This is a genomic window from Azotobacter vinelandii CA (assembly GCF_000380335.1).
Lineage (GTDB): Bacteria > Pseudomonadota > Gammaproteobacteria > Pseudomonadales > Pseudomonadaceae > Azotobacter > Azotobacter vinelandii.
This window is the reverse complement of the sequence record NC_021149.1, coordinates 4,004,609-4,029,416: the sequence shown is the minus strand read 5'-3', so window position 1 is coordinate 4,029,416 and position 24,808 is coordinate 4,004,609. Positions and strand designations below refer to the sequence as shown.

Genomic DNA, 24,808 nt, shown 5'->3' with positions numbered 1-24,808 from the left:
TTCAGTCCGGCTGTGGCGGGGAAGGGAAGGCGGCTTCGACCCGCAACTCCAGTGCGCCTTCGGCGAGACGCGCGTGCAGGCGCTGGCCGGGATGGGCCTGGACGGCGGCGCGGATCGCCCGGCCCCGCTCGTCGAGGAGAATCGCGTAGCCGCGGCCGAGGGTCGCCAGCGGGCTGACCGCCTGCAGGGTCTGCGCGGTGGCTTCGAGACGCTGGCGCCGCTCGCGCAGGGTGCTGCGCATGGCGCGCGGCAGGCGCTCGGCGAGATGCTCCAGGCGCTGGCGCAAAAGGCCGAGCAGGCGTTCGGGATGCTGGGCGGCGAGGCGGGTGTCGAGGCGCGCCAGGCGCTCGGCGTCGCCCTGCAGACGGCGCTGCATGGCGCGCCTGAGGCGCAGCTCCAGGTCGTCGAGGCGCTGGGCCTGCTGCTGCAGGCGCTCGCCGGGATGTCGCAGGCGCCGGCTCAGGCCGTCGAGCTGCAGGCGGCGGGCGGCGAGCAGGTGCCGCATGCGCAGTTGCAGGCGGCGCTGCAGACCGTCGAGGCGGCGCTGCAGGTCGCTGCTGTCGGGGGCCAGCAGTTCGGCGGCGGCCGAGGGGGTCGGGGCGCGCAGGTCGGCGACGAAATCGGCGATGGTCACGTCGGTCTCGTGGCCGACGGCGCTGACCACGGGCGTCGCGCAGGCGGCGACGGCGCGCGCCACGACTTCTTCGTTGAAGCACCAGAGATCCTCCAGAGAGCCGCCGCCGCGAGCCAGGATCAGCGCGTCGAAGCCCTGGCGATCGGCCAGTTCGAGGGCATGGACGATCTGTGCGACCGCCTCGCGGCCCTGCACCGCGGTGGGCACCAGGGTCAGTTCGACCTGCGGCGCGCGGCGGCGGAACACCGAGACGATGTCGCGGATCACCGCGCCGGTCGGCGAGCTGACGATGCCGATGCTCCGCGGATGGGCCGGCAGCGGGCGCTTGCGCTCGGCGGCGAACAGGCCTTCGGCGGCGAGTTTTTCCTTGAGCGCCTCGAAGGCCAGGCGCAGGGCGCCGTCGCCGGCCGGTTCGAGCAGATCGAGGATCAACTGGAAGTCGCCGCGCCCCTCGTACAGCGAGACCCTGCCGCGCACCCGCACCGCCAGTCCGTCGCGCAGGATCTCGCGCACGCGCAGGGCGTTCTGCCGGAACAGCGCGCAGCGCACCTGGGCCTGGCGGTCCTTGAGGGTGAAATAGAGGTGGCCGGAGGCCGGGCGGGCGAGGTTGGAAATCTCGCCCTCGACCCAGACCTGGGCGAACACGTCCTCCAGCAGCGCGCGGGCGCGGCCGTTGAGCTGGCTGACGGTGAGGATTTCCCGGTCGAGGCCGAGGCGTTGGAAGGGATCGTTGAGCATGGCCGGCATGATAAGCCGCCATGGCGGCGGCGGGAACCGCGTTGGCGCTTGTATACCGGTCGGGACCTCGCTCTGCCGGGCCGCCGTTTCATTCGCGATCGTCGGCCCGCGGGGCATGCCGGCTCAGGCGCGCGGAAAGCAGCGTGGCCAGCAGGATCAACGCGCCGCCGGCGAGCATCCGCGCTCCGGGGCGTTCGTCGAACAGCCACCAGGCGAAGAGGATGCCGTAGACCGGTTCCAGGGCGAACACCACCGAGGCGCTGCGCGCGTTGAGCACGCGCAGGCTGGCGACGAACAGGCTGTGCGCCAGGGCCGTGCAGAGCAAGCCGAGCAGGGCGATCCATAGCCAGTCGAGGGCGCTTGCGGCGGGCAGATGCGGCCAGGCCGGCGGCAGGCCGCAGACGAGGATGGCGAGGTTCTGCCAGAGCGCGGCCTGTGCCGGTTTCACGCCAGGGGTGATGGCGCGGTTGGACACCGACAGCAGGGCGAACAGCAGGCCCGAAAGCACTGCCCAGGCGAGACCGGGAGTGGTTTGGCTGGCGAAGTCGAAATTCGGGCCGACCAGCACCAGCCCGAGGCTGACCAGCGCGACCACGCCCCATTCGGCCGCGCGCACCCGTTCGCGGAACAGCAGTCCCTCCAGCAGCACGGTGAAGGCCGGGAAGCTGGCGAAGCCCAGGGTGGCCAGCGCCACGCCGGACACCTTCACCGCGACGAAGAAGCTCCACCAGTGCCCGCCCAGCAGCAGGCCGGCGCCGGCCAGCGCCAGGCGACGCCGCCAGCCGGGGGAGCGGTAGTCCGTATCCGGGCGGGCGAAGGGCAGCAGGGCGGCCACGGCGAACAGCGCGCGGCCGAACACGATCACCGCCGGCGTGGCCAGGGCCAGCTTGCCGAAGATGCCGGACAGGCCGAAGAACAGGGCGCCCAGGTGCAGGGCGAGCAGGGCGGAACGGTGGCGCATGGGCGTTCCTGCGGCGATGGAGTGGGGCCTGCGGTGGCCGCGGCTTCCTCCGCCGCGGGAAGCCGGGAGGACCTGCGATCAGCGTTCCGCCAGCACTTGCGGATTGGCCAGGTTGAGCGGCTGGCCGGCGAAGAAGGCCAGCAGGTTGTCGAAGGCATCGCCGAAATACAACTCGTAGCCGTGCTTCTCGACGTAACCCAGGTGCGGGGTGCAGAGCACCCGCGGGTGGTTCGGCAGCGGGTGGGCGGGGTCGAGGATCGGCTCCTGCTCGAACACGTCGAGAGCGGCGAATCCGGGGCGGCCGGCGTCCAGGGCGCGGAGCAGGGCGCCGGGGGCGATCAGTTCGGCGCGGCTGACGTTGACCAGCAGGGCGTCGGGCTTCATCCGCGCCAGGTCGTCGAAGCCGACGATGTGCCGGGTGGACGGCGACAGGCGCAGGTTGAGGGTGAGCACGTCGGCTTCGGCGAAGAAGGCTTCACGGGAGGCGGCGGCGCGGTGGCCGTGGGCGACGGCGGCCTGGCGCGAGGCCTCGCTGCCCCAGACCAGCACCGGCATCTCGAAGGCCTGGGCGTAGCGGGCCAGGCGCTGGCCGATCTTGCCGTAGCCCCAGATGCCCAGGGTCAGCCCGGCCAGGCGCTCGCCGATATTGGTCTGCCAGCGGCCCTCGCGGAAGGCGGCGATGGCCGGCAGCAGCCGGCGGCGGGCGTTGAGGATCAGCGTCCAGGCCAGTTCCGCCGGGGCGATCGGCGAGCCGCGCCCCTCGGCCACGGCGACGCCGCGGCGGGTGCAGGCGTCGAGATCGAGATGGGCGGCGATCTTGCCGGTCTGGCTGATCAGCTTGAGCCTGGGCAGGCGGGCCAGCAGGGCTTCGTCGATGCGTGTGCGTTCGCGGGTCAGCACCAGCGCGTCGGCGCTGGCGAAGCGTTCGGCGAGGCGTTGCGGGTCGCTCTCGGCGTCGTGGAATAGCTCGACGCTGTGGCCGGAATCGCGCAGCCGGGCGAAGCAGTCGAGGCTGCGGATGACATCCTGGTAATCGTCGGGGATGACGATGTGCATGGCGGTGGTTCCTTGGCGGGTGGGTCCGAGTTCTAGCAGAGAGGGGCGGGCCTCGTCACGAGCCGGGAGCGCTTCGCCCGGGGCGATCCGCTGCCGGAAATGAGACTCCTGTACTGGAAATCCTCTACCATTCGTGCTTTGTCGCCGCTCGTGGGGCGAACTGGTCGCAACTGGAACAGGGGGCTGCATGGCCGAACTCATCCCGGCGCCTGGCGCCTGTCTTTCGCGCATGACGGCCGGGGAGCGGCAGGTCGCCCGCGTGTTGCTGGACGGCCTCGAGGACGATTGCCTGATCTGGTACGACCTTTTTCCCGGCGAAGGGCGCCACTATCCCAATTTCATCGTCCTGCACCCCGAGCGCGGTCTGCTGTTTCTCGAGGTGCGGGACTGGCGGGCGGGCAGCCTCAAGCGGATGTCCCGTGCCACCTGTACGCTGGAGAGCGTCGAGGGCCGCCGCGAGGTGGCGCATCCCCTGGAACTGGGGCGGCAAGGCATGCAGCGGCTGCTGAAGGAGCTGCTGCGCGATCCGCGACTGTGCCGGGACGGGGAGGCGCGTCCGCCTTTTCCCTGCGGTTGGGGGCTGGTCCTCACCGGCATCGCCCGTAGCCAGTTGGAGCGGGGCATGCCCGCCGGGATGCGCGAGCAGTTGCTGCCGGAACGGCAGGTACTCCATCGGGACGAGTTGCACGAACTGGAGCCCGGCGCCCTGCGCCGGCGCCTGGAGTCGATGTGCGTGCCCGGCGGCTCCGGCCGGCTGACGCGGACGCAGATCGATGCCATCCGCTGGCATCTGTTTCCCGAGCTGCGTATCGGCGACGACGGTCTGCCACTGTCCGGGAGCGCTCCGCCGCCGGCGGGCGGCATGCGGGTCATGGACCTGCGTCAGGAGTACATCGCCCGCAGCCTCGGCGAGGGGCAGCAGGTCGTCCGGGGGGGCGCCGGTTCCGGCAAGACGCTGATTCTCGGCTACCGTTGCCTGCATCTGGCCGCGACGCTGCGCCGGCCGATCCAGGTGCTGTGCTTCAACGCCGCCCTGGCGGCCAGGCTGCGCGGCTTCGTCGCCGCGCACGGCATCGACGAGCGGGTACGGGTCGAGCATTTCCACGACTGGTGCGAGCGGCAGCTCGAAACCTGGCAGGTCGAGTTGCTGGAGGGCGAGGACGAGCATTACTGGCGGGTCGCCGACTCGGTGATCGCCGGGGTGGAGCGCGGGCGGATTCCCGGCGGCCAGTACGGCGCGCTGCTGATCGACGAAGGGCACGACTTCGAGCCGGACTGGCTGCGCCTGCTCGCACGGATGATCGACCCGGCCGAGGGTTCGCTGCTGCTGCTCTACGACGAGGCCCAAGCTCTCCATCGGCGGCGTTCGGCGCAGGGCTTCGATCTGGCCAGCGTGGGCTTCCGGGCGCCGGGCTTCCGGGAGCCGGGCGACCGGACGCCGGGCAGCGGCGGCATGCTCCGCCGCAATTACCGCAACAGCCGGGAAATCCTCGCCTTCGGCCATTGCCTGGCCGGTGGGCATCTGGCCGACGACGAGGGCGACATGCCGCCGGCAGCCGCCGCTCCGGGGCCGCGGCCGGCGTTGCGGCGTTTCCCGCGCCTGTCCGGGGAGACGGCCCATGCCGTCTGCTGCCTGCGCCAGTGGTATGCCGAAGGGCTGGCCTGGGGCGACATGGCGCTGCTCTATCCGCAGGGCGGTGCCGGCGAGGCCATGGTCGAGGCGCTGGTCGCGCTCGGCATTCCCCATGCCTGGCTGGAAGACGACGAGGCCCGCCGCGGCTACCGCGCCGATGCGCAGCGGGTGTCGGTCATGCCCATCCAGGCCGCGAAGGGGCTGGAGTTCGCCGCGGTGGTGTTGTTCGACGCTTCCTTCGTGGCGCCGGGCGAGGAGGCCGACAGCTCGCTGCCCGAGCGGGTGCGGCTGCTGCACATCGGCATCGGCCGGGCGCGGCAGCGACTGCTGGTCAGTTTCCATCGCAACAACGCGCTCGCCCGGGCGCTGGGCGCGGACGAGCTGAGCCGCTACGCACATTGAGCCGGGCCCGGGGGCTGGGTATAATGTCGCGCTTCCATTTTTTCCCGCCTGGGAGCCCCCGCCATGCTGCGTATCAGTCAAGAAGCCCTGACTTTCGACGACGTTCTCCTGATCCCTGGATATTCCGACGTACTGCCCAAGGATGTCAGCCTCAAGACTCGCCTGACGCGCGGCATCGAAATCAACATTCCGCTGGTGTCCGCCGCCATGGACACCGTCACCGAGGCCCGCCTGGCCATCGCCATGGCCCAGGAAGGCGGCATCGGCATCATCCACAAGAACATGACCATCGAGCAGCAGGCCGCCGAGGTGCGCAAGGTCAAGCGCTTCGAGGCCGGCGTGCTGCGCGACCCGATCACCATCGACGCCGACGCCACCGTCCGCGACCTCTTCGAGCTGACCCGTCAGCACGACATCTCCGGCGTACCGGTGCTTTCCAGGGGCGATCTGGTGGGGATCGTCACCTCCCGCGACGTGCGTTTCGAAACCCGCCTGGATGCCCGGGTGCGCGAGGTGATGACGCCCAAGGAGCGCCTGGTCACCGTCCGCGAGGGCGCCGACAAGGAGGAGGCCCGCCAGTTGCTGCACAAGCACCGCATCGAGCGCGTGCTGATCGTCGACGACGCCTTCCGCCTGAAGGGCATGATGACCGTCACCGACATCGAGAAAGCCAAGGCCTACCCGCTGGCCAGCAAGGACGACCAGGGCCGCCTGCGCGTCGGCGCCGCGGTGGGCACCGGCGCCGAGACGCCGGACCGGGTGGCCGCGCTGGTCGCCGCCGGGGTCGACGTGGTGGTGGTGGACACCGCCCACGGCCACTCCAGGGGGGTGATCGAACGGGTACGCTGGGCCAAGCTGAACTTCCCCGACGTGCAGGTGATCGGCGGCAACATCGCCACCGGCGAGGCCGCCCTGGCGCTGGCCGAGGCCGGCGTGGACGGCGTCAAGGTGGGCATCGGGCCGGGCTCGATCTGCACCACCCGTATCGTCGCCGGGGTCGGCGTGCCGCAGATCAGCGCCATCGCCAACGTCGCCGCGGCCCTGCAGGGCACCGGCGTGCCGCTGATCGCCGACGGCGGCATCCGTTTCTCCGGCGACCTGTCCAAGGCCATCGCCGCCGGCGCCTACTGCGTGATGATGGGCTCCATGTTCGCCGGCACCGAAGAGGCGCCGGGCGAGGTCGAGCTGTTCCAGGGGCGCTCCTACAAGGCCTATCGCGGCATGGGCTCGCTGGGCGCGATGGCGCAGAGCCAGGGCTCGTCGGACCGTTACTTCCAGGACTCCTCCGCCGGCGCCGAGAAGCTGGTGCCCGAGGGCATCGAGGGGCGCGTGCCGTACAAGGGCGCGCTGGCGGCGATCATCCACCAACTGATGGGCGGCCTGCGCGCCTCCATGGGCTATACCGGCAGCGCCGACATCGAGGCGATGCGCACCAAGCCGCAGTTCGTGCGCATCACCGGCGCCGGCATGGCCGAGTCCCACGTGCACGACGTGCAGATCACCAAGGAAGCGCCGAACTATCGCGTCGGCTGAAACAGCGATTCGGTGCCGCTGCGCTCGGGCAGGCTGCAGCGGGAAGAGGTTCGGAATGCTCGTTCGCTTCGGCGAACCCCGCTTTCTCGCTTCTTTCCGCCTCGGCTGGTCCGCGCTCGCGATGCGGCGGATCGTTCTTACGAATCGAAGACACGGGGCTGCTGCTGTTGCGAAGAGACGGGGCAGCCTCGCGTCGTTTGTGAATTCCGCTACGAGAGACGGCCATGGCCCACCAAGACATCCACGCCCACCGGATCCTGATCCTGGATTTCGGTTCCCAGTACACCCAGTTGATCGCCCGCCGGGTGCGCGAGATCGGCGTCTATTGCGAGCTGCACCCGTTCGACATGAGCAACGAGGAGATCCGCGCCTTCGCCCCGCGCGGCATCATCCTCGCCGGCGGGCCGGAGTCGGTGCACGAGGCCGACAGTCCGCGCGCGCCGCAAGCGGTGTTCGATCTGGGCGTGCCGCTTTTCGGCATCTGCTACGGCATGCAGACCATGGCCGAGCAACTCGGCGGCAAGGTGCAAGGCTCGGATCTGCGCGAGTTCGGCTATGCCCGTGTCGATGTGGTTGGCAAGGCGCGCCTGCTCGACGGCATCGAGGATCATGTGGACGACGACGGCGTGCTCGGCCTCGACGTGTGGATGAGCCACGGCGACAAGGTCACCGGAATTCCCGAGGGCTTCCATGTGCTGGCCAGCACTCCGAGTTGCCCGATCGCCGCCATGGCCGACGACAAGCGCCGCTACTACGGCGTGCAGTTCCACCCGGAAGTGACCCACACCAAGCAGGGCCTGCGCATCCTCGGCCGCTTCGTGCGCGAGATCTGCGGCTGCGAGGCGCTGTGGACGCCATCCAACATCGTCGAGGACGCCATCGCCCAGGTGCGCGCCCAGGTCGGCGGCGCCAACGTGCTGCTCGGCCTTTCCGGCGGCGTCGACTCCTCGGTGGTCGCCGCGCTGCTGCATCGCGCCATCGGCGACCGGCTGACCTGCGTGTTCGTCGACAACGGCCTGCTGCGCCTGCACGAGGGCGACCAGGTGATGGCCATGTTCGCCGAGAACATGGGCGTCAAGGTGATCCGCGCCGATGCCGAGGCGCAGTTCCTCGCCAACCTGGCCGGCGTGTCCGACCCGGAGCAGAAGCGCAAGATCATCGGCCGCACCTTCATCGAAGTGTTCGATGCCGAGGCGGCGAAGCTGGAGAACATCCGTTTCCTCGCCCAGGGCACCATCTATCCCGACGTGATCGAATCGGCCGGCGCCAGGACCGGCAAGGCCCATGTGATCAAGTCCCACCACAACGTCGGCGGTCTGCCCGAGGACATGAACCTCAAGCTGGTCGAGCCGCTGCGCGAACTGTTCAAGGACGAGGTGCGCAAGATCGGCCTGGAACTGGGCCTGCCCTACGACATGGTCTATCGCCACCCGTTCCCCGGTCCGGGCCTCGGGGTGCGCATCCTCGGCGAGGTGAAGAAGGAATACGCCGACCTGCTTCGCCGCGCCGACCATATCTTCATCGAGGAACTGCGCAAGGCCGACTGGTACCACAAGGTCAGCCAGGCGTTCGTGGTGTTCCAGCCGGTCAAGTCGGTCGGCGTGGTCGGCGACGGCCGCCGCTACGCCTGGGTGGTCGCCCTGCGCGCCGTGGAAACCGTCGACTTCATGACCGCCCGTTGGGCGCACCTGCCCTACGAGCTCCTGGAAAAAGTCTCCAACCGTATCATCAACGAGATCGACGGCATCTCCCGGGTCACCTACGACGTGTCGAGCAAGCCGCCGGCGACCATCGAGTGGGAGTGAGGCATCGGCCCGCGCGCCGGTGTCTGCCCCGAACGATCCTGTCTTGTTTTTCGCCGCCGGCATCCTTGCGGATGTCGGCGGTGTCTTTGGCTCGCCGTCCTTTTTCGCCGGTTCCTTTCGTGTCGCTCCGGAGGGCCGATCCGGTCTGCCCGCGCCTTTTGCGCATCGTCTGTTTTATATATGGAATTCTCATTTGAGAATTTAATGCGGATAAGAACCTAATAAAGTTTTCGGTTAATGGGCAACTATTTCGATGCCGAGCTAATAATTGGTCGGGAAACTTCTTCGTAACTTTGTCATGATAAAAGTCATTGTCTTAGTGGCATCGGATAAGTACTATCGTCCACACAGTCCTGTTAGTTAAAGGATTGTTTCTGCAGCGTTCTGCAACTTTTCAAGTTGTTGTCCGGTGCTGTCGTATTTCCGCGCTCGATGGGGCGGATATGCGCGAGTTGGTCTGGTGATTAATTACGGAAAGGATTTTTGTATGGCTACCATTTATTTCTCTTCGCCGCTCATGCCGCATAACAAGAAAGTCCAGGCAGTCGCCGGTAAGCGCTCAACGCTGCTGGGAGTCGCTCAGGAAAACGGCGTCAAGATTCCTTTCGAGTGTCAGGATGGCAACTGTGGTTCCTGTCTGGTCAAGATCACCCACCTCGACGGCGAGCGTATCAAGGGCATGCTGCTGACCGACAAGGAGCGGAACGTGCTCAAGTCCGTCGGCAAGCTGCCGAAGTCGGAAGAGGAGCGCGCGGCCGTGCGCGATCTGCCGCCAACCTACCGTCTGGCCTGCCAGACCATCGTCACCGACGAAGACCTGCTGGTCGAGTTCACCGGAGAGCCGGGCGGCGCCTGATCGCCGCTGGTTCCAGCAAACCCCATGGCCGTCGCGGCCATGGGGTTTTTCGTTTTCGGGGCGAGGGCCCGTCCGCTCGGCTCCTCAGCCTGTCGCTCGCTCGGTCGTTTGCCGCATGCCTTCGGATATTCCGACGCAGTTGATACGACGATGGTTGATCTCGATGGATAATGAGAAACTATTTCATCCATGGCCGAATAGCGCGTCCACGATCGACCGCCCGCGAGGCAGGAGCCGACTTCATGAGTGTTACCCGCAGACAGATCCTCGCCGGCCTGGCCGGTGTCTCCGCGCTCGGCCTGGGGGCCGGCGGTGCGCGCTATTGGCTGGGCCGGCCGGAGGGGGCGAAGACCCACGACTACGAGCTGATCGCCGCGCCGCTGGACGTGGAACTGGTGCCGGGCCGCAGGACGTCCGTCTGGGCCTACGGCGGCCAGGCGCCGGGGCTGGAGTTGCGCGCGCGACAGGGCGACTGGCTGCGGGTGCGTTTCGTCAACCGCCTGCCCGAGCCGAGCACCATCCACTGGCATGGTATCCGCCTGCCTCTGGAGATGGACGGTGTGCCCTACTTGTCGCAGTTGCCGGTGCTGCCGGGCGAGTCTTTCGACTATCGCTTCCGGGTGCCGGACGCCGGCAGCTTCTGGTATCACCCGCATACCGCCAGTGGCGAGCAGCTCGGGCGCGGGCTGGTCGGTCCGCTGATCGTCGAGGAGCGCGAGCCGACGGGTTTCAGGCACGAGCGCACGCTGAGCCTGAAAAGCTGGCACGTGGACGGGCAGGGCGTCTTCGGCGAGTTCAGCGTGCCGCGCGAGGCGGCTCGTGGCGGTACGCCGGGGCGCCTGAGCACGGTCAACGGCGAGGCGTCGCCGACCCTGGAACTGCCCGCCGGCCAGGTCGTGCGCCTGCGCATCCTCAACCTCGACAATACCCTGACCTACCGCCTCAACCTGCCGGGTGCCGAGGCGCGCGTCTACGCGCTGGACGGCAATCCCGTCGCACCCCATCCGCTGGGGCGGGAATACTTGCTGGGGCCGGGCATGCGTATCGAGCTGGGGCTCCGGGTTCCGGCGGTCGGGACGGCGCTGCCCTTGCGCAACGGTCCGCTGCGCCTGGCCACCCTGAAGAGCGTGGACAGCGGCGAGACGGCCGCCGACTGGCCCGCCGCGCTACCGGCCAATCCCGTCCCGGAACCCGATCTGGCCGCCGCGACGAGCCTGCGTTTCAATTTCGAATGGGCCGCAGCCCTGTCGGTGAACATGGAGCAGGGCGGGGCCTTCAAGTTCTGGCAGATCAATGGCCAGGCCTGGGACATCAACGACAGGAGTTGCGCCGAGCGCCCCATCGCCACCCTGCAGCAGGGGCGCAGTTATATCTTCGAGTTGCGCAACGTCAGTCAGTACCAGCATCCCATCCACCTGCACGGGATGGCCTTCAAGGTGCTGGACTCCAACCGCCGGAAGATCGACCCGTACTTCACCGATACCTACCTGCTGGGGCGCAACGAGACCGCACGGATCGCTCTGGTGGCGGACAATCCCGGGGTATGGATGTTCCACTGCCACGTCATCGACCACATGGAGACGGGCCTGATGGCGGCGATCAAGGTGGCGTAGGACGATAACCTTCATCTCCCTTTTTCGATCCGATGCTTGTTCATGAAAATCCCGCAGATCATCGACCGTAGTCAGGACGAACATTTCATGCGCGAGGCGCTGGTCCTGGCCGCCGAAGGCGCCGGGCTGGGCGAGGTGCCGGTGGGCGCCGTGCTGGTGCGGGGCGGCGAGATCGTCGGGCGCGGCTTCAATTGCCCGATCTCCCGTCGCGATCCCAGCGCCCATGCCGAGATGGTGGCGATCCGCGCCGCCGCCGCCGCGCTGGACAACTACCGGCTGCCCGGCAGCACCCTGTACGTGACGCTGGAGCCCTGCAGCATGTGCGCCGGGCTGATCGTCCATGCGCGCGTCGCCCGGGTGGTGTTCGGCGCCAGCGAGCCGCGCGCCGGCGTGGCGGTCAGCCGCGGCGATTTCTTCGCCCAGGATTTCCTCAACCACCGGGTGCTGATCGAGGGCGGGCTGCTGGCGGAGGAGTGCGGGGCGATCCTCAAGGCCTTCTTCAGGGCGCGGCGCGGCTGAGGTCGCCGCGTTCTACAGCGGCGGCTTCGCGGCCGGCGGCTCCTTCGGCAGGCCGGGTACGTGCAGGCCGCTTTCGGCGATGCGCGAGCCTTCCATCTGTGGCTGGGTCACCCAGGTGAGGATGTCGTAATAGCGGCGGATGTTGGCGACGAAGTGCACCGGCTCGCCACCGCGCGCATAGCCGTAGCGGGTCTTGCCGTACCACTTCTTCTCCGCCAGGCGCGGCAGCATCTTTTTCACGTCCAGCCATTTGTCCGGGTTCAGGCCCGCCGCCTTGGCCAATTTGCGGGCGTCGTCCAGATGGCCGCTGCCGACGTTGTAGGCGGCCAGGGCGAACCAACTGCGGTCGGGTTCGCGGATGCTTTCCGGCAGGCTCTGGTGGACATGGACGAAATATTTGGCGCCGCCGTGGATGCTTTGCTTGGGGTCGAGGCGGTTGGCCACACCCATCGCCTCGGCGGTGCGCTGGGTGAGCATCATCAGGCCGCGGACCCCGGTCTTGGAGGTGGCGCTGGGCTGCCACTGGGACTCCTGGTAGCCGATGGCGGCCAGAAGGCGCCAGTCGATCCCGTGTTTCTTGGCGGCCTCTCGGAAGTGTCGTTCGTAGCGTGGCAGGCGCTGCTGCAGGTGCTGGGCGAAGGTGTAGGCGCCGACGTAGCCGAGCACTTCGACATGCCCGTAATAGCGCTCCTTCAACTGCTGCAGGAGGCCCTTCTTCCGGGCCCGGGCGAGGAAGGCGTCGACCTTTTCCAGCAGGCTGCGATCGCTGCCGGCGGCCACCGCCCAGCTCAGCGCGCGGGCATCGCCCAGGTCGAAGGCCACGCGCACATTGGGAAAATACACCTGATTCATCGCCAGCTCGTTGGAGTCGACCAGGGCCGCATCGATCTGGCCCTCGTCGACCATGTGCAGCAGGTCGGCGATTTCCAGTTCGGCGGTTTCCTCGTATTGGAGTTCCGGCAACTGCCGTTTGATCTCCGCCAACTGGTCGGCATGGCTGCTGCCCTCGAGGACCAGGATGCGCTTGCCGACCAGATCCTGCGGACGGGTGGGGCGGCGCTGGCCGTTGCGGTAGACGACCTGCGGGGTGACCTCCATGTAGGGCCGGGAGAACAGCGCCAGATGGCTGTGGGATGCGCTGGGGATCAGGCCGGGCGTGGCCAGCTCCGGGCCGCCGGGCTGGTTGAGCCGGGCGAAGATGGCGCCGAGGTTGTCCGCGGTCTCGATCCGCAGGCCGACGCCCAGATCGTCGGCGAAACGCTTGACCAGTTCGTACTCGAAGCCGGTTTCGCCGTTGCGGTCCTGGAAGTAGGTGGCTGGGCTGTTGCGGGTGACGACCCGCAGCACGCCCTCTTCCTGTACGCGCTGGAGGGTTGACGGCCGGGGAGACTCGCTGCAACCCATGAGCATCAGGAAAAGTAAGGTCGGCAACAGCCGGCGGTGGGCGCGGCGCCCGCGGAGCGCGGTTCGGTCGGTCATCGGCGTAGTATACGCAATTCGGCAGGCGGGTGGCGCGGCCGTCGGCGTGCTGCCGGGTGTGGCCCTGCCTGCCTGCGTTCTTAGCGTCCGGCGGCGCCATGGAGTAGAATGAACGGCTTCCCAGCTCCCCCCTTCGAGGCTGTTCCGACGATGTTGATCCTGCGCGGCGCTCCCGCCCTTTCCTCCTTCCGTCATGGCAAGCTGCTCGATCAGTTGACCCAGAAGGTCCCCGCCGTCAGCGGGCTGTATGCCGAGTTTGCCCACTTCGCCGAGGTGAGCGCCGCCCTTCACGGCGACGAGGAGAAAGTGCTGGCCCGTCTGCTCGAGTACGGGCCCGGCGTGCCGGTGCAGGAGCCTGCCGGCCGACTGTTCCTGGTCCTGCCGCGTTTCGGCACCATTTCGCCCTGGTCGAGCAAGGCCACCGACATCGCCCGCAACTGCGGCCTGGCCAAGGTCGAGCGCCTCGAGCGCGGCATCGCCTACCATGTCGCCGGCGAACTGTCCGAGGCCGACGCGCAGGTCGTCGCCGCGGCCTTGCACGACCGCATGACCCAGATGGTGCTGAACGACCTGGAGCAGGCTGCCGGCCTGTTCAGCCACGCGCAGCCCAGGCCGCTGAGCGCGGTCGACGTGCTCGGTGGCGGGCGGGCGGCCCTGGCTCGGGCCAACGTCGAGCTGGGACTGGCCCTGGCCGAGGACGAGATCGACTATCTGCTCGGGAGCTTCACCGAACTGGGACGCAACCCCCATGACGTCGAGCTGATGATGTTCGCCCAGGCCAACTCCGAGCACTGCCGGCACAAGATCTTCAACGCCAGTTGGGACATCGACGGACAGACGCAGGAAAAGTCCCTGTTCGGCATGATCAAGAACACCTACGAACTGCACCGCGAAGGCGTGCTCTCCGCCTACAGGGACAACGCCGCGGTGATCGAGGGCTTCACCGCCGGGCGCTATTTCCCCGATCCCGAGAGCCGTCAGTACGGCGCCAGCCAGGAGCCGGTGCATATCCTGATGAAGGTGGAAACCCACAACCACCCGACCGCCATCGCGCCCTTCCCCGGCGCCTCCACCGGCTCCGGCGGCGAGATCCGCGACGAGGGCGCCACCGGCCGTGGTGCCAAGCCAAAGGCCGGACTGACCGGTTTCAGCGTTTCCAACCTGAACATCCCGGGCTTCGAGCAGCCCTGGGAAGAGCCCTACGGCAAGCCCGAGCGCATCGTCGGCGCCCTGGACATCATGATCGAAGGCCCGCTCGGCGGCGCGGCCTTCAACAACGAGTTCGGCCGGCCGGCGCTGACCGGCTATTTCCGTACCTTCGAACAAAGGGTCGGCAGTCCGCGCGGCGCGGAAGTGCGCGGCTATCACAAGCCGATCATGCTCGCCGGCGGCATGGGCAACATCCGCGCCGAGCACGTGCAGAAGGGCGAGATCCCGGTCGGCGCCAAGCTGATCGTGCTGGGCGGTCCGGCCATGCTGATCGGCCTGGGCGGCGGTGCGGCCTCCTCGATGGCCACCGGCACCAGTTCGGCGGACCTGGACTTCGCCTCGGTGCAACGCGACAACCCGGAAATGGAGCGCCGCTGCCAGGAAGTCATCGATCGCTGCTGGCAACTGGGCGAGGCCAACCCGATCCGCTTCATCCACGACGTCGGCGCCGGCGGTCTGTCCAACGCCTTCCCCGAGCTGATCAACGACGGCGGACGTGGCGGTCGCTTCGAGCTGCGCAACGTGCCCAACGCCGAGCCGGGCATGAGTCCGCTGGAAATCTGGTGCAACGAGTCCCAGGAGCGTTACGTGCTCGCCGTGGATGCCGCCGACTTCGAGCGCTTCAAGGCCATCTGCGAACGCGAGCGTTGCCCCTTCGCGGTGGTCGGCGAGGCCACCGAGGAGCCTCGGTTGACGGTGGCCGACAGCCATTTCGCCAACGACGCCGTGGATATGCCGCTCGAAGTGCTGCTCGGCAAGCCGCCGCGCATGCACCGCAGCGTCGTGCGCGAGGCCGGGCAGGGCGACGACTTCGCCGCCGACGGGCTGGATATCGCGGAGGCGATCTCCCGAGTGCTGCGCCATCCGGCGGTGGCCAGCAAGAGTTTCCTGATCACCATCGGTGACCGTTCGATCACCGGGCTGGTGGCTCGCGACCAGATGGTCGGTCCATGGCAGGTGCCGGTGGCCGATTGCGCGGTGACCGCCACCAGCTTCGATGTCTACACCGGCGAGGCCATGGCGATGGGCGAGCGTACCCCGCTGGCCCTGCTGGATGCCCCGGCCTCCGGGCGCATGGCCATCGGCGAGACCCTCACCAACCTGGCGGCGGCGAGCATCGGGAAGATCTCCGATGTCAGGCTGTCGGCCAACTGGATGGCCGCCGCCGGCCATCCGGGCGAAGATGCACGCCTGTACGACACCGTGAAGGCGGTCGGCATGGAGCTGTGCCCGGCGCTTGGCATCACCATCCCGGTGGGCAAGGATTCCATGTCGATGAAGACCCGCTGGCAGGAGGCGGGCGAGGAGAAGAGCGTCACCGCGCCGTTGTCGCTGATCGTCTCCGGCTTCGCCCCGGTGCGGGACGTGCGGCGCACCCTGACCCCGCAATTGCGTCTTGACAAGGGCGAGACCGACCTGGTCCTGATCGACCTGGGGCGCAGCCGGAACCGCCTGGGCGGCTCCATCCTCGCCCAGGTGTACGGCAAGCTCGGTCGCGAGGTGCCGGATGTCGACGATGCCGAGGACCTCAAGGCCTTTTTCGCGGTGATCCAGGGATTGAACGCCGACGGCCACCTGCTGGCCTACCACGACCGCTCCGACGGCGGCCTGCTCGTCACCGCGCTGGAGATGGCTTTCGCCGGCCACTGTGGCCTGAGTCTCTACCTCGATGGCTTGGCCGACAGTCGCGACGAACTGGCCGGCGTGCTGTTCAGCGAGGAGCTGGGGGCGGTGATCCAGGTGCGCCAGGATGCCACTCCGGAAGTGCTGGCGCAGTTCAGTGCCGCCGGTCTGGGCGACTGCGTAGCGGTGATCGGCCGGCCGATCAATGGCGCCGAGGTCGCCGTCGGTTTCAACGGCGAGTCGGTGTTCGCTGCCGAGCGCCGCGTGCTGCAGCGTCAGTGGAGCGAGACCAGCTACCGCATCCAGCGCCTGCGCGACAACGCCGACTGCGCCGACCAGGAGTTCGACGGCATTCTCGAGGAGGACGACCCCGGCCTGTCGGTGCAGCTCTCCTTCGATGTGGACCAGGACATCGCCGTGCCTCATATCAAGAAAGGCGTGCGTCCGAAGGTGGCGATCCTGCGCGAGCAGGGCGTCAACGGCCAGGTGGAGATGGCGGCGGCCTTCGACCGCGCCGGCTTCGCCGCGATCGACGTGCACATGAGCGACATCCTCGCCGGGCGCATCGATCTCGCCGAATTCAAGGGGCTGGCGGCCTGTGGCGGCTTCTCCTACGGCGACGTGCTCGGCGCCGGCGAGGGCTGGGCCAAGTCGATCCTGTTCAACGCTCGTGCCCGCGATGCCTTCCAGGCTTTCTTCGAGCGCAAGGACAGCTTCGCCCTCGGCGTGTGCAACGGCTGCCAGATGATGTCCAACCTGCACGAGCTGATTCCCGGCAGCGAATTCTGGCCGCATTTCGTGCGCAACCGTTCGGAACAGTTCGAGGCGCGGGTGGCCATGGTGCAGGTGCAGGAGTCGACCTCGATCTTCCTGCAGGGCATGGCCGGTTCGCGTCTGCCGATCGCCATCGCCCATGGCGAGGGGCATGCCGAGTTCGAGAGCGAGGAGGCCTTGCTCGAGGCCGATCTGTCCGGCTGCGTGGCATTGCGCTTCGTCGACAATCACGGCAAGGTCACCGAGCGCTATCCAGCCAACCCCAACGGCTCGCCGCGAGGCATAACCGGGCTGTCCAGTCGCGACGGCCGGGTGACCATCATGATGCCGCACCCGGAGCGGGTGTTCCGCGCCGTGCAGAACTCCTGGTGTCCGGATGCCTGGCAAGAGGACGCCGGCTGGCTGCGGATGTTCCGCAATGCCCGGGTCTGGGTGGGCTGACCGGGCGGTACTGCGATTTTCCGGACGCCCCGCTATCGCAGGGCGCCGTACCGTCCGGGCCGGCCCGCTTCAGGAGATTCCGATGTACAAACTGTGCTTCTACGTACCGGAGAGCCATGTGGAAACGGTCAAGGAGGCCGTGTTTGCCGCCGGCGGAGGGCGCATCGGCGCCTACGACAGTTGCTGCTGGCAGGTTCCGGGGCAAGGGCAGTACCGCCCGCTGGAGGGCAGCCAGCCCTACCTGGGGCAAACCGGCAGGCTGGAGCGGGTGGTGGAATGGAAGGTGGAGATGGTGGTCGCCGACGAGCGCATCCATGACGCCGTCGAGGCGCTGAAGCGGGCGCATCCCTACGAGACGCCGGCCTTCGAGGTCTGGCGGTTGTCCGATATGTCGTTCTGATTCCGCTCCGGCAAGAGAAAAGCCCCGGCCCGTCGTCGACGAGCCGGGGCTTTTTCGTGGTTCAGGGGCGGATTTCGATCAGGGTTCCATCCTTGACCAGGCTCCAGACCTCGCGGATGTCGTCGTTGCGCATGGCGATGCAGCCTTCGGTCCAGTCCAGGCCGTGGAAGTACCACTCGGGGTAGTTTTCATCCAGCGGCGTGCCATGGAGCATGATCATGCCGCCGGGCGGCACACCCTCCGCACGGGCCTGGGCCTGGTCGCGGATATTGGGGTAGGAGATGTGCATGGACAGGTTGTACTTGTCGCTGGCCTTGCGCCAGTCGATCCAGTAGAGGCCTTCCGGAGTGCGCTGGTCGCCTTCGCGCCGTTTGGGGCCCGTCGGCCGCTTGCCCAGGGAAACCTTGTAGGACTTGAGGGGCTGGCCCCGGCTGAGCAGCATGAGCTTGCGCTCGGATTTCACCACCAGAATCTTGTCGACGATCCGCTGTTCCTCTCCGGGTGAAAGTACGCTGGCCTGCGAGAGGCCGACAACGGACAGGCAAAGGGATGCAAGCAACCAGCGCATCGAGAGTTCCATATTTGCGGTCAGAATCGTTCCAAGGGGTTCATCGGTAGGGGTGCGAGCGGCTCGTTGCGCACCGGGTAGAGCTGCCGGACCCGGTCTTCGAAAAAATATTTTAGGGTATGACCGACGGTCGGAAAAGCCAGCTCCCGCCAGGGAATTTCGGCTTCACGGAACAATCGTACTTCCAGGCTTTCCTCGCCTGCTGCAAAGCGCGTGTCGACCAGTCGAGCGCGGAAGAATACATGTACCTGATGGATGTGGGGCAGGTCGAACAGGGTATATAGCTCGAGTCGCTCCACGTGCGCGCAGGCTTCCTCCAGGGTTTCCCGGGCCGCCCCCTGTTTCATGGTTTCGCCGTTCTCCAGGAATCCGCCGGGCAGTGTCCAGAAGCCGCGGCGTGGCTCGATGGCGCGCCGGCACAGCAGTACCTGCCCGCGCCAGAGCGGCAGGCAGCCGGCGACTATCCTGGGATTCTGGTAATGCACGGTGCGGCAGGACGAACAGACGAAGCGTGGTCGATGATCGCCGTCGAGCGTCTGCCAGCTCACCGGGCTACCGCATTGGCTGCAGAATTTCATGGGGTTTCCCGCAGGTTGCCGTCGACCGACTGCCTCTGGCGGGGCGAGGGGTGGGCCGGTTGTGTGGTTCGTGTCATGATATTTTCCCATGGAGTAAAGATAGAGAATGAAGATGCAGGAAGATCTACTCCGACGCATGCGCAACTATTCGCCTCGTCCCCTGGAGACCGACGGGCGTTTTCCCGAGGCTGCGGTGCTGGTGCCGATCACTCGTAGCGACGAGCCCGAGTTGGTGCTGACCCTGCGTGCCAGCGGCTTGTCCACCCATGGCGGCGAAGTGGCCTTTCCCGGCGGACGCCGCGATCCGGAAGATCCCGATCTGGTGCATACCGCCCTGCGCGAGGCGGAGGAGGAGATCGGCCTGCCGCCGGGGCTGGTCGAGGTGGTGGGGACGCTCAGTCCCCTGGTATCGCTTCATGGCATCCTGGTGACGCCCTATGTGGCGCTGGTGCCCGACTATGTCGAATACCGGCCCAACGATGGCGAGATCGCCTCGGTCTTTTCGGTGCCCCTGGCGTTCTTCTGCGAGTCCCCCCGGGAAGCCACGCACCGCATCGACCACCAGGGGCGCAGCCAGTACGTGCCCTGCTACCGCTACGGCCCGTACAAGATCTGGGGGCTGACCGCGATGATGGTGGTCGAACTGGTGAACCTGCTGTTCGATGCCGGAATCGAGACCCAACGGCAGCCGGCGAGCTTCATCGAACTGGACTGAAGATGCGGCGATTGTCGTCGGCTGCTCGCATGCGAGTGGTGGGAGCCGGTCTGTGGCGGAGGGCCGAAGGAAGATCCATCCTGCCATTCCGGATGCCGGTGTCTGTCCCGTATGTCGGCGTGTGCCGAACGAAATCGGGTGCTGGTGACGATCGGACAATTCCGAACAGCGCCGGTTAATGGCATTGTGCGCCGAGCGGGCCCGCGTCGAGGGCCTGTTCTCATAGGTTGCGTCCGTTCCCGTCCGCCGCTGTGGACGGGACGTACGCATGTTGAAGGAAATCCCATGTCCCGTATTGGAACTCCGCTGTCGCCGGGTGCGACCCGTGTATTGCTGTGTGGCTCAGGTGAACTGGGCAAAGAAGTGGTGATCGAGCTGCAGCGCTTCGGTGTGGAAGTGATCGCCGTGGATCGCTATGCCGACGCGCCGGCCATGCAGGTCGCCCACCGCAGCCACGTGATCAACATGCTCGATGGCGCGGCCCTGCGCGCGCTGATCGAGCAGGAACGGCCGCACTACATCGTGCCGGAAATCGAAGCCATCGCCACTGCGACTCTGGTCGAGCTGGAAAGCGAGGGCTTCACGGTGATCCCCAGCGCGCGGGCCGCCAACCTGACCATGAACCGCGAGGGTATCCGCCGCCTGGCGGCGGAGGAGCTGGGCCTGCCGACTTCGCCCTACCGCTTCGCCGACAGCTTCGAGGAGTACCGCGCGGCGGCGGAAGCGCTCGGCTTTCCCTGCGTGGTCAAGCCGATCATGAGTTCCTCCGGCAAGGGACAGAGCCTGCTGAAGGGGCCCGAGCAACTGCAGGCCGCCTGGGACTACGCCCAGGAAGGCGGGCGGGCCGGCAAGGGGAGGGTGATCGTCGAGGGCTTCATCGATTTCGACTATGAAATCACTCTGCTCACCGTGCGTCATGCGGGGGAGACCACCTTCTGCGCCCCCATCGGCCATCGCCAGGAGAAGGGCGACTATCAGGAGTCCTGGCAGCCGCAGGCGATGAGCACGACGGCGCAGGCGGAATCCGAGCGCATCGCCAGGACCGTCACCGAAGCCTTGGGCGGGCGCGGACTGTTCGGCGTAGAGCTGTTCGTCAAGGGCGACCAGGTCTGGTTCAGCGAGGTTTCGCCGCGTCCCCACGATACCGGTCTGGTGACACTGATCTCCCAGGACCTTTCCGAGTTCGCCCTGCATGCGCGAGCCATTCTCGGCCTGCCGATCCCGGCGATCCGCCAGTTCGGCCCGGCCGCTTCGGCGGTGATTCTGGTCGAGGGGCAGTCCCGCGAGGTGGGCTTCGCCAACCTGGGACAGGCACTCGCCGAACCGGATACCGCCTTGCGCCTGTTCGGCAAGCCGGAGGTCGCCGGTCAGCGGCGGATGGGCGTGGCCCTGGCGCGGGATGTCTCGGTTGAAACCGCACGGCAGAAGGCGACGCGTGCCGCGCAGGCGGTCGAGGTGCAGTTGTAGTACCTGCGGGGGGCTGCTCTCCGGGCAGCCTTCCTCACTCGTGCGTCGGCGAGGGGCGTGCATCGGCCGTCCAGACGCGCACGTTCTTCACCCGGTTTCCCGATGTCTCGAGGATCTCCAGTCGATAGGGGCCGATGCTCAGGCAGACTCCGCAATCGGGAATATTTTGCAAGGCCTCGGTGATCAGCCCGTTGAGGGTGCGCGGGCCGTCGCTCGGCAACTGCCAGCCGAGCGTCTTGTTCACCTCGCGTACGTGGGCGGCGCCGTCGATGATCTGGGAGCCGTCCTCCTGCGCTCGGATATCCGGAGCGAATTGGTGGTCGCGGTTGGTGAACTCGCCGACGATCTCTCCCAGGATGTCCTCGAGAGTGACGATACCCTGCACGTCGCCGTATTCGTCGACCACTATGGCGATGCGCCGCTTCTGTTGCTGGAACTGGATCAACTGGACGGCCAGTGGCGTGTTTTCCGGGACGAAGTAGGGTTCCTGACAAGCCTCGCGCAGATTTTCCTTGGTCAAGCGGTTCCTGGTGAGCAGGTGAGCGATGTGGCGCATGTGCACCACACCCTCGATCCGGTTGATGTCTCCACGGAACACCGGCAGGCGCGTGTGCGAGGTGCTGCGCAGCAGCTCGACCATGGCTTCCATCGTCTCGTCCAGGTCGAGGCCGACGACCTCGTTGCGCGGGATCATGATGTCGTTGACGCTGACTCTCTCCAGATCGAGGATGCCGAGCAGCATGCCCCGGCGATTCGGCGACAGCGTTTCGCCGGACTCGTGGAGCATGCTGCGCAGTTCCTCGCTGGTCAGGCTCGCGCTGCCTTTGCCCTGCGGGGCGATGCCGGCCAGGCGGAGCAGGCCATTGCTGATCCAGCCGAGCAGGATCACCAGCGGATACAGGATCTTCTGCAACTGCGCCAGCGGCCGGCTGAAGGGGTAGGCGACCAGCTCCGGTCGAATGGCCGCCAGCGTCTTGGGAGTGATCTCGCCGAAAATCAACAGGGCGAGGGTCGCGCCGAGGGTGGCGATGGCGATACCGACCTCGCCCCACAGGCGTGTGGCCAGCACGGTGGCGATGGCGGACGCGAGAATGTTGACGAAGTTGTTGCCGATCAGGATGGTGCCGAGCAGGCGATCGGGGTGTTCGAGCAGCGCCTTGGCGCGTTGGGCGCCGCGGTGCCCTTTCTCGGCATGGTGGCGCAGGCGATGGCGGTTGAGACTGAGCAGGCCCGTCTCGGCACTGGAGAAGAAGGCCGAGCATGCCAGCAGAAAGATCAGCAGGCCAATCAGGTAGCCGGGATGCAGGGCTTCCATGCGCGGTCCGGGATGTGCTCGGGGATGGGGGCCGGGCATGCGTCCCGGCGGCTCGCCTGCCGGCGAGGGTTGCCCTTCTGTTGGACGGCCTTAAACATGCACGATGAATTCGCGGACCAGCTTGCTGCCGAAGTAGGCGAGCATGAGCAGGCAGAAGCCGCTCAGGGTCCAGCGGATCGCCGTGTGCCCGCGCCAGCCGAGGCGGTGGCGGCCGATCAGCAGGGCGGAGAAGACCAGCCAGGCCAGACAGGCGAGCAGGGTCTTGTGCACCAGGTGCTGGGCGAACAGATCGTCGAGGAACAGCCAGCCCGAGAGCAGCGATAGCGAGAGCAGTCCCCAGCCGGCCCAGAGAAAACCGAACAGCAGGCTTTCCATGGTCTGCAGGGGTGGGAAGTTGCGGGCCAGGCCTGAAGGATGCTTGTGCTTGAGTTGATAGTCCTGCAGCAGCAGCAGCAGGGACTGGAACATGGCGATGGTGAGCATGCCGTAAGCGAGGACCGACAGCAGGATATGGGCGAGGATCCCTGGCTCCTCGTCGACTCCCTTCAAGGTGCCGACCGGCATGAACTGCGCCAGCAGCACGGTGAGCGCACTCAGCGGCAGCAGCAGCAACAACAGGTTCTCCACCGGCATGTAGAAGCTGGCGAGCAGGGTCAGGGCGATCACTGCGGCGGCGATCAGGCTGGAGGCGTTGAAGAAGTGCAGGGTCAGGCCGTTCGGCCCCAGCAGTTGCAACGCCAGGCTGATACCGTGGGCGATCAGGGCCAGGATGCCCAGCAGCAGGAGCAGGCGTTTGTCCGGCAGGCTGTGCCTGGCCAGGCGCATGCCCTGGTAGAGCGTGGCGGAGGCGTATAGACCGGCGGCGGCGAGGCTGGGCAACAGTGGATGCATGAGTCCGGGTCTGGCAGGTCCTAAAGCCCCGAGTGTGGCATACAACCGGCTTCTCACGAAAGACCGCCCGCGGTGTCGGCTCCGGGCTCTTCGTTATATAATTGCCGGCCCGCTGCAAGCCCACCCTGGGCTCTTCGAGCCCGAAAGGAACGTGCATGTTCGAAAACCTTACCGATCGCCTTTCCCAGACCCTTCGTCATGTCACCGGCAAGGCCAAGCTGACCGAGGACAACATCAAGGATACCCTGCGCGAAGTGCGCATGGCCCTGCTCGAGGCCGATGTCGCGCTGCCGGTGGTCAAGGAGTTCGTCAATCGGATCAAGGAGCGCGCTGTCGGCACCGAGGTTTCGAAGAGCCTGACGCCGGGGCAGGCCTTCGTGAAGATCGTCCGCGTCGAGCTGGAAACGCTGATGGGGGCGGCCAACGAGGATCTGGCGCTGAATGCGGCGCCGCCGGCGGTGGTATTGATGGCTGGCCTGCAGGGGGCGGGCAAGACCACCACCGTGGGCAAGCTCGCGCGCTTTCTCAAGGAGCGCCGCAAGAAGTCGGTCCTGGTGGTGTCCGCCGACATCTACCGCCCGGCGGCGATCAAGCAGTTGGAAACCCTGGCCGAAGAGGTCGGCGTCACCTTCTTCCCATCCGATGCCGCTCAGAAGCCCGTGGATATAGCCCAGGCGGCGATTCGCGAGGCGCGGCTCAAATTCATCGACGTGGTGCTGCTGGATACCGCCGGCCGTCTGCACGTCGATGCCGACATGATGGAGGAGATCAAGCTCCTGCATGCCGCCGCCAAGCCGGTCGAGACCCTGTTCGTGGTCGATGCGATGACGGGCCAGGACGCCGCCAACACGGCCAAGGCCTTCGGCGACGCCCTGCCGCTGACCGGCGTGGTGCTGACCAAGGTGGATGGCGACGCGCGTGGCGGTGCCGCCTTGTCGGTCCGCTACATCACCGGCAAGCCGATCAAGTTCATCGGCATGGGCGAGAAGAGCGATGCCCTGGAGCCCTTCCACCCGGATCGCATGGCTTCGCGCATCCTCGGCATGGGCGATGTGCTCAGCCTGATCGAGGAGGCCGAGCACAAGCTCGACCGCCAGAAGGCGGAGAAGCTCACCAGCAAGCTGAAGAAGGGCAAGGGCTTCGACCTTGAGGATTTCCGCGATCAGTTGCAGCAGATGAAGAACATGGGGGGGCTCGGCGGGCTGATGGACAAGCTGCCGGCCATCGGTGGCGTCAACCTGGCGCAGATGGGCAATGCCCAGGGCGTGGCGGAAAAGCAGCTGATGCAGATGGAGGCGATCATCAACTCCATGACCCCGGCCGAGCGCCGCGATCCGGACATCATCAGCGGTTCGCGCAAGCGGCGCATCGCCCTCGGTTCCGGCACCCAGGTGCAGGATGTCGGCCGTTTGATCAAGCAGCACAAGCAGATGCAGAAGATGATGAAGAAGTTCACCGCCAAGGGGGGCATCACCAAGATGATGCGTGGCATGGGCGGCATGTTCCCCGGCGGTCGGCTGCCCAAGATCTAGCGGCCGCCCGCTCGATACCGGGCTCGGTGGCGCGAACTCGAAAAGCCGTTTGCAAAATGCTGCATA

19 protein-coding genes are annotated in these 24,808 nt (G+C 67.1%); 11 read left to right on the top strand and 8 right to left on the bottom strand.

Features of this window, described 5'->3' with window-relative positions; translation table 11 throughout:
* Position 1 precedes the first annotated feature (1 nt).
* From xseA to AVCA_RS18095, 3 genes are all read right to left on the bottom strand, one after another.
* A complete protein-coding gene (xseA, locus tag AVCA_RS18105; RefSeq protein WP_012702491.1) occupies positions 2-1,372 on the bottom strand; it encodes an exodeoxyribonuclease VII large subunit in 1,371 nt (456 codons plus the stop codon).
* Between the two features lie 88 nt (positions 1,373-1,460).
* On the bottom strand, positions 1,461-2,333 hold the full coding sequence (locus tag AVCA_RS18100) for a DMT family transporter (protein WP_012702490.1): 873 nt from the start codon (positions 2,331-2,333) through the stop codon (positions 1,461-1,463).
* A 78-nt stretch (positions 2,334-2,411) separates the two neighbouring features.
* The gene (locus AVCA_RS18095) at positions 2,412-3,389 is read right to left on the bottom strand and encodes a D-2-hydroxyacid dehydrogenase family protein (protein ID WP_012702489.1); all 978 of its coding nucleotides are present in this window, start codon (positions 3,387-3,389) and stop codon (positions 2,412-2,414) included.
* Positions 3,390-3,576: 187 nt separating this feature from the next.
* Here AVCA_RS18095 and AVCA_RS18090 point away from each other — a divergent pair, with 187 nt between their 5' ends.
* The 6 genes from AVCA_RS18090 (at position 3,577) to tadA (ending at position 11,750) form a co-directional block, all read left to right on the top strand.
* Positions 3,577-5,424, top strand: coding sequence for a 3'-5' exonuclease (locus AVCA_RS18090; RefSeq protein WP_012702488.1), 1,848 nt, complete (start codon positions 3,577-3,579; stop codon positions 5,422-5,424).
* Positions 5,425-5,487: 63 nt separating this feature from the next.
* Complete coding sequence (gene guaB / locus AVCA_RS18085) at positions 5,488-6,957, top strand: IMP dehydrogenase (RefSeq protein WP_012702487.1); 1,470 nt, start codon at positions 5,488-5,490, stop codon at positions 6,955-6,957.
* Between the two features lie 224 nt (positions 6,958-7,181).
* Complete coding sequence (gene guaA, locus AVCA_RS18080) at positions 7,182-8,762, top strand: glutamine-hydrolyzing GMP synthase (RefSeq protein WP_012702486.1); 1,581 nt, start codon at positions 7,182-7,184, stop codon at positions 8,760-8,762.
* 487 nt (positions 8,763-9,249) lie between these two features.
* Positions 9,250-9,618, top strand: coding sequence for a 2Fe-2S iron-sulfur cluster-binding protein (locus AVCA_RS18075; protein WP_012702484.1), 369 nt, complete (start codon positions 9,250-9,252; stop codon positions 9,616-9,618).
* A gap of 242 nt (positions 9,619-9,860) precedes the next feature.
* On the top strand, positions 9,861-11,231 hold the full coding sequence (locus tag AVCA_RS18070) for a multicopper oxidase family protein (protein ID WP_012702483.1): 1,371 nt from the start codon (positions 9,861-9,863) through the stop codon (positions 11,229-11,231).
* 42 nt (positions 11,232-11,273) lie between these two features.
* Complete coding sequence (gene tadA / locus AVCA_RS18065; RefSeq protein WP_012702482.1) at positions 11,274-11,750, top strand: tRNA adenosine(34) deaminase TadA; 477 nt, start codon at positions 11,274-11,276, stop codon at positions 11,748-11,750.
* Positions 11,751-11,762: 12 nt separating this feature from the next.
* Here the strand turns inward: tadA and mltF are convergent, their stop codons facing one another.
* Positions 11,763-13,229, bottom strand: coding sequence for a membrane-bound lytic murein transglycosylase MltF (mltF, locus tag AVCA_RS18060; protein ID WP_072432479.1), 1,467 nt, complete (start codon positions 13,227-13,229; stop codon positions 11,763-11,765).
* A gap of 150 nt (positions 13,230-13,379) precedes the next feature.
* On the opposite strand from mltF, the gene purL reads away from it, so the two are divergent.
* Together purL and AVCA_RS18050 are read left to right on the top strand one after the other, a co-directional pair.
* Positions 13,380-17,276 carry a phosphoribosylformylglycinamidine synthase gene (gene purL / locus AVCA_RS18055; RefSeq protein WP_012702480.1) on the top strand — a complete coding sequence of 1,299 codons (3,897 nt, stop codon included), beginning with the start codon at positions 13,380-13,382 and terminating at the stop codon, positions 17,274-17,276.
* Between the two features lie 82 nt (positions 17,277-17,358).
* Positions 17,359-17,676 (top strand): YqfO family protein, encoded by a 318-nt coding sequence (locus AVCA_RS18050; RefSeq protein ID WP_012702479.1) that lies wholly within the window; start codon positions 17,359-17,361, stop codon positions 17,674-17,676.
* Positions 17,677-17,737: 61 nt separating this feature from the next.
* On the opposite strand, the gene AVCA_RS18045 is transcribed toward AVCA_RS18050, so the two are convergent.
* Both AVCA_RS18045 and AVCA_RS18040 read right to left on the bottom strand, forming a co-directional pair.
* Positions 17,738-18,244: a L,D-transpeptidase family protein gene (locus AVCA_RS18045; protein WP_012702478.1), complete on the bottom strand. Its 507-nt coding sequence runs from the start codon at positions 18,242-18,244 to the stop codon at positions 17,738-17,740.
* 20 nt (positions 18,245-18,264) lie between these two features.
* Positions 18,265-18,822: an NUDIX hydrolase gene (locus AVCA_RS18040; RefSeq protein WP_012702477.1), complete on the bottom strand. Its 558-nt coding sequence runs from the start codon at positions 18,820-18,822 to the stop codon at positions 18,265-18,267.
* Positions 18,823-18,934: 112 nt separating this feature from the next.
* On the opposite strand from AVCA_RS18040, the gene AVCA_RS18035 reads away from it, so the two are divergent.
* Together AVCA_RS18035 and purT are read left to right on the top strand one after the other, a co-directional pair.
* Positions 18,935-19,537, top strand: coding sequence for a CoA pyrophosphatase (locus tag AVCA_RS18035; protein ID WP_012702476.1), 603 nt, complete (start codon positions 18,935-18,937; stop codon positions 19,535-19,537).
* Between the two features lie 285 nt (positions 19,538-19,822).
* Positions 19,823-21,004, top strand: a complete 1,182-nt coding sequence (gene purT, locus AVCA_RS18030; RefSeq protein WP_012702475.1) for a formate-dependent phosphoribosylglycinamide formyltransferase — start codon at positions 19,823-19,825, stop codon at positions 21,002-21,004.
* 34 nt (positions 21,005-21,038) lie between these two features.
* Here purT and AVCA_RS18025 read toward each other — a convergent pair whose 3' ends face one another.
* Both AVCA_RS18025 and AVCA_RS18020 read right to left on the bottom strand, forming a co-directional pair.
* Positions 21,039-22,319 carry an HlyC/CorC family transporter gene (locus AVCA_RS18025; protein ID WP_012702474.1) on the bottom strand — a complete coding sequence of 427 codons (1,281 nt, stop codon included), beginning with the start codon at positions 22,317-22,319 and terminating at the stop codon, positions 21,039-21,041.
* Positions 22,320-22,409: 90 nt separating this feature from the next.
* Positions 22,410-23,210: a cytochrome C assembly family protein gene (locus AVCA_RS18020; RefSeq protein ID WP_012702473.1), complete on the bottom strand. Its 801-nt coding sequence runs from the start codon at positions 23,208-23,210 to the stop codon at positions 22,410-22,412.
* A 155-nt stretch (positions 23,211-23,365) separates the two neighbouring features.
* On the opposite strand from AVCA_RS18020, the gene ffh reads away from it, so the two are divergent.
* On the top strand, positions 23,366-24,742 hold the full coding sequence (gene ffh, locus AVCA_RS18015) for a signal recognition particle protein (RefSeq protein ID WP_012702471.1): 1,377 nt from the start codon (positions 23,366-23,368) through the stop codon (positions 24,740-24,742).
* The last annotated feature ends 66 nt before the right edge of the window (positions 24,743-24,808 follow it).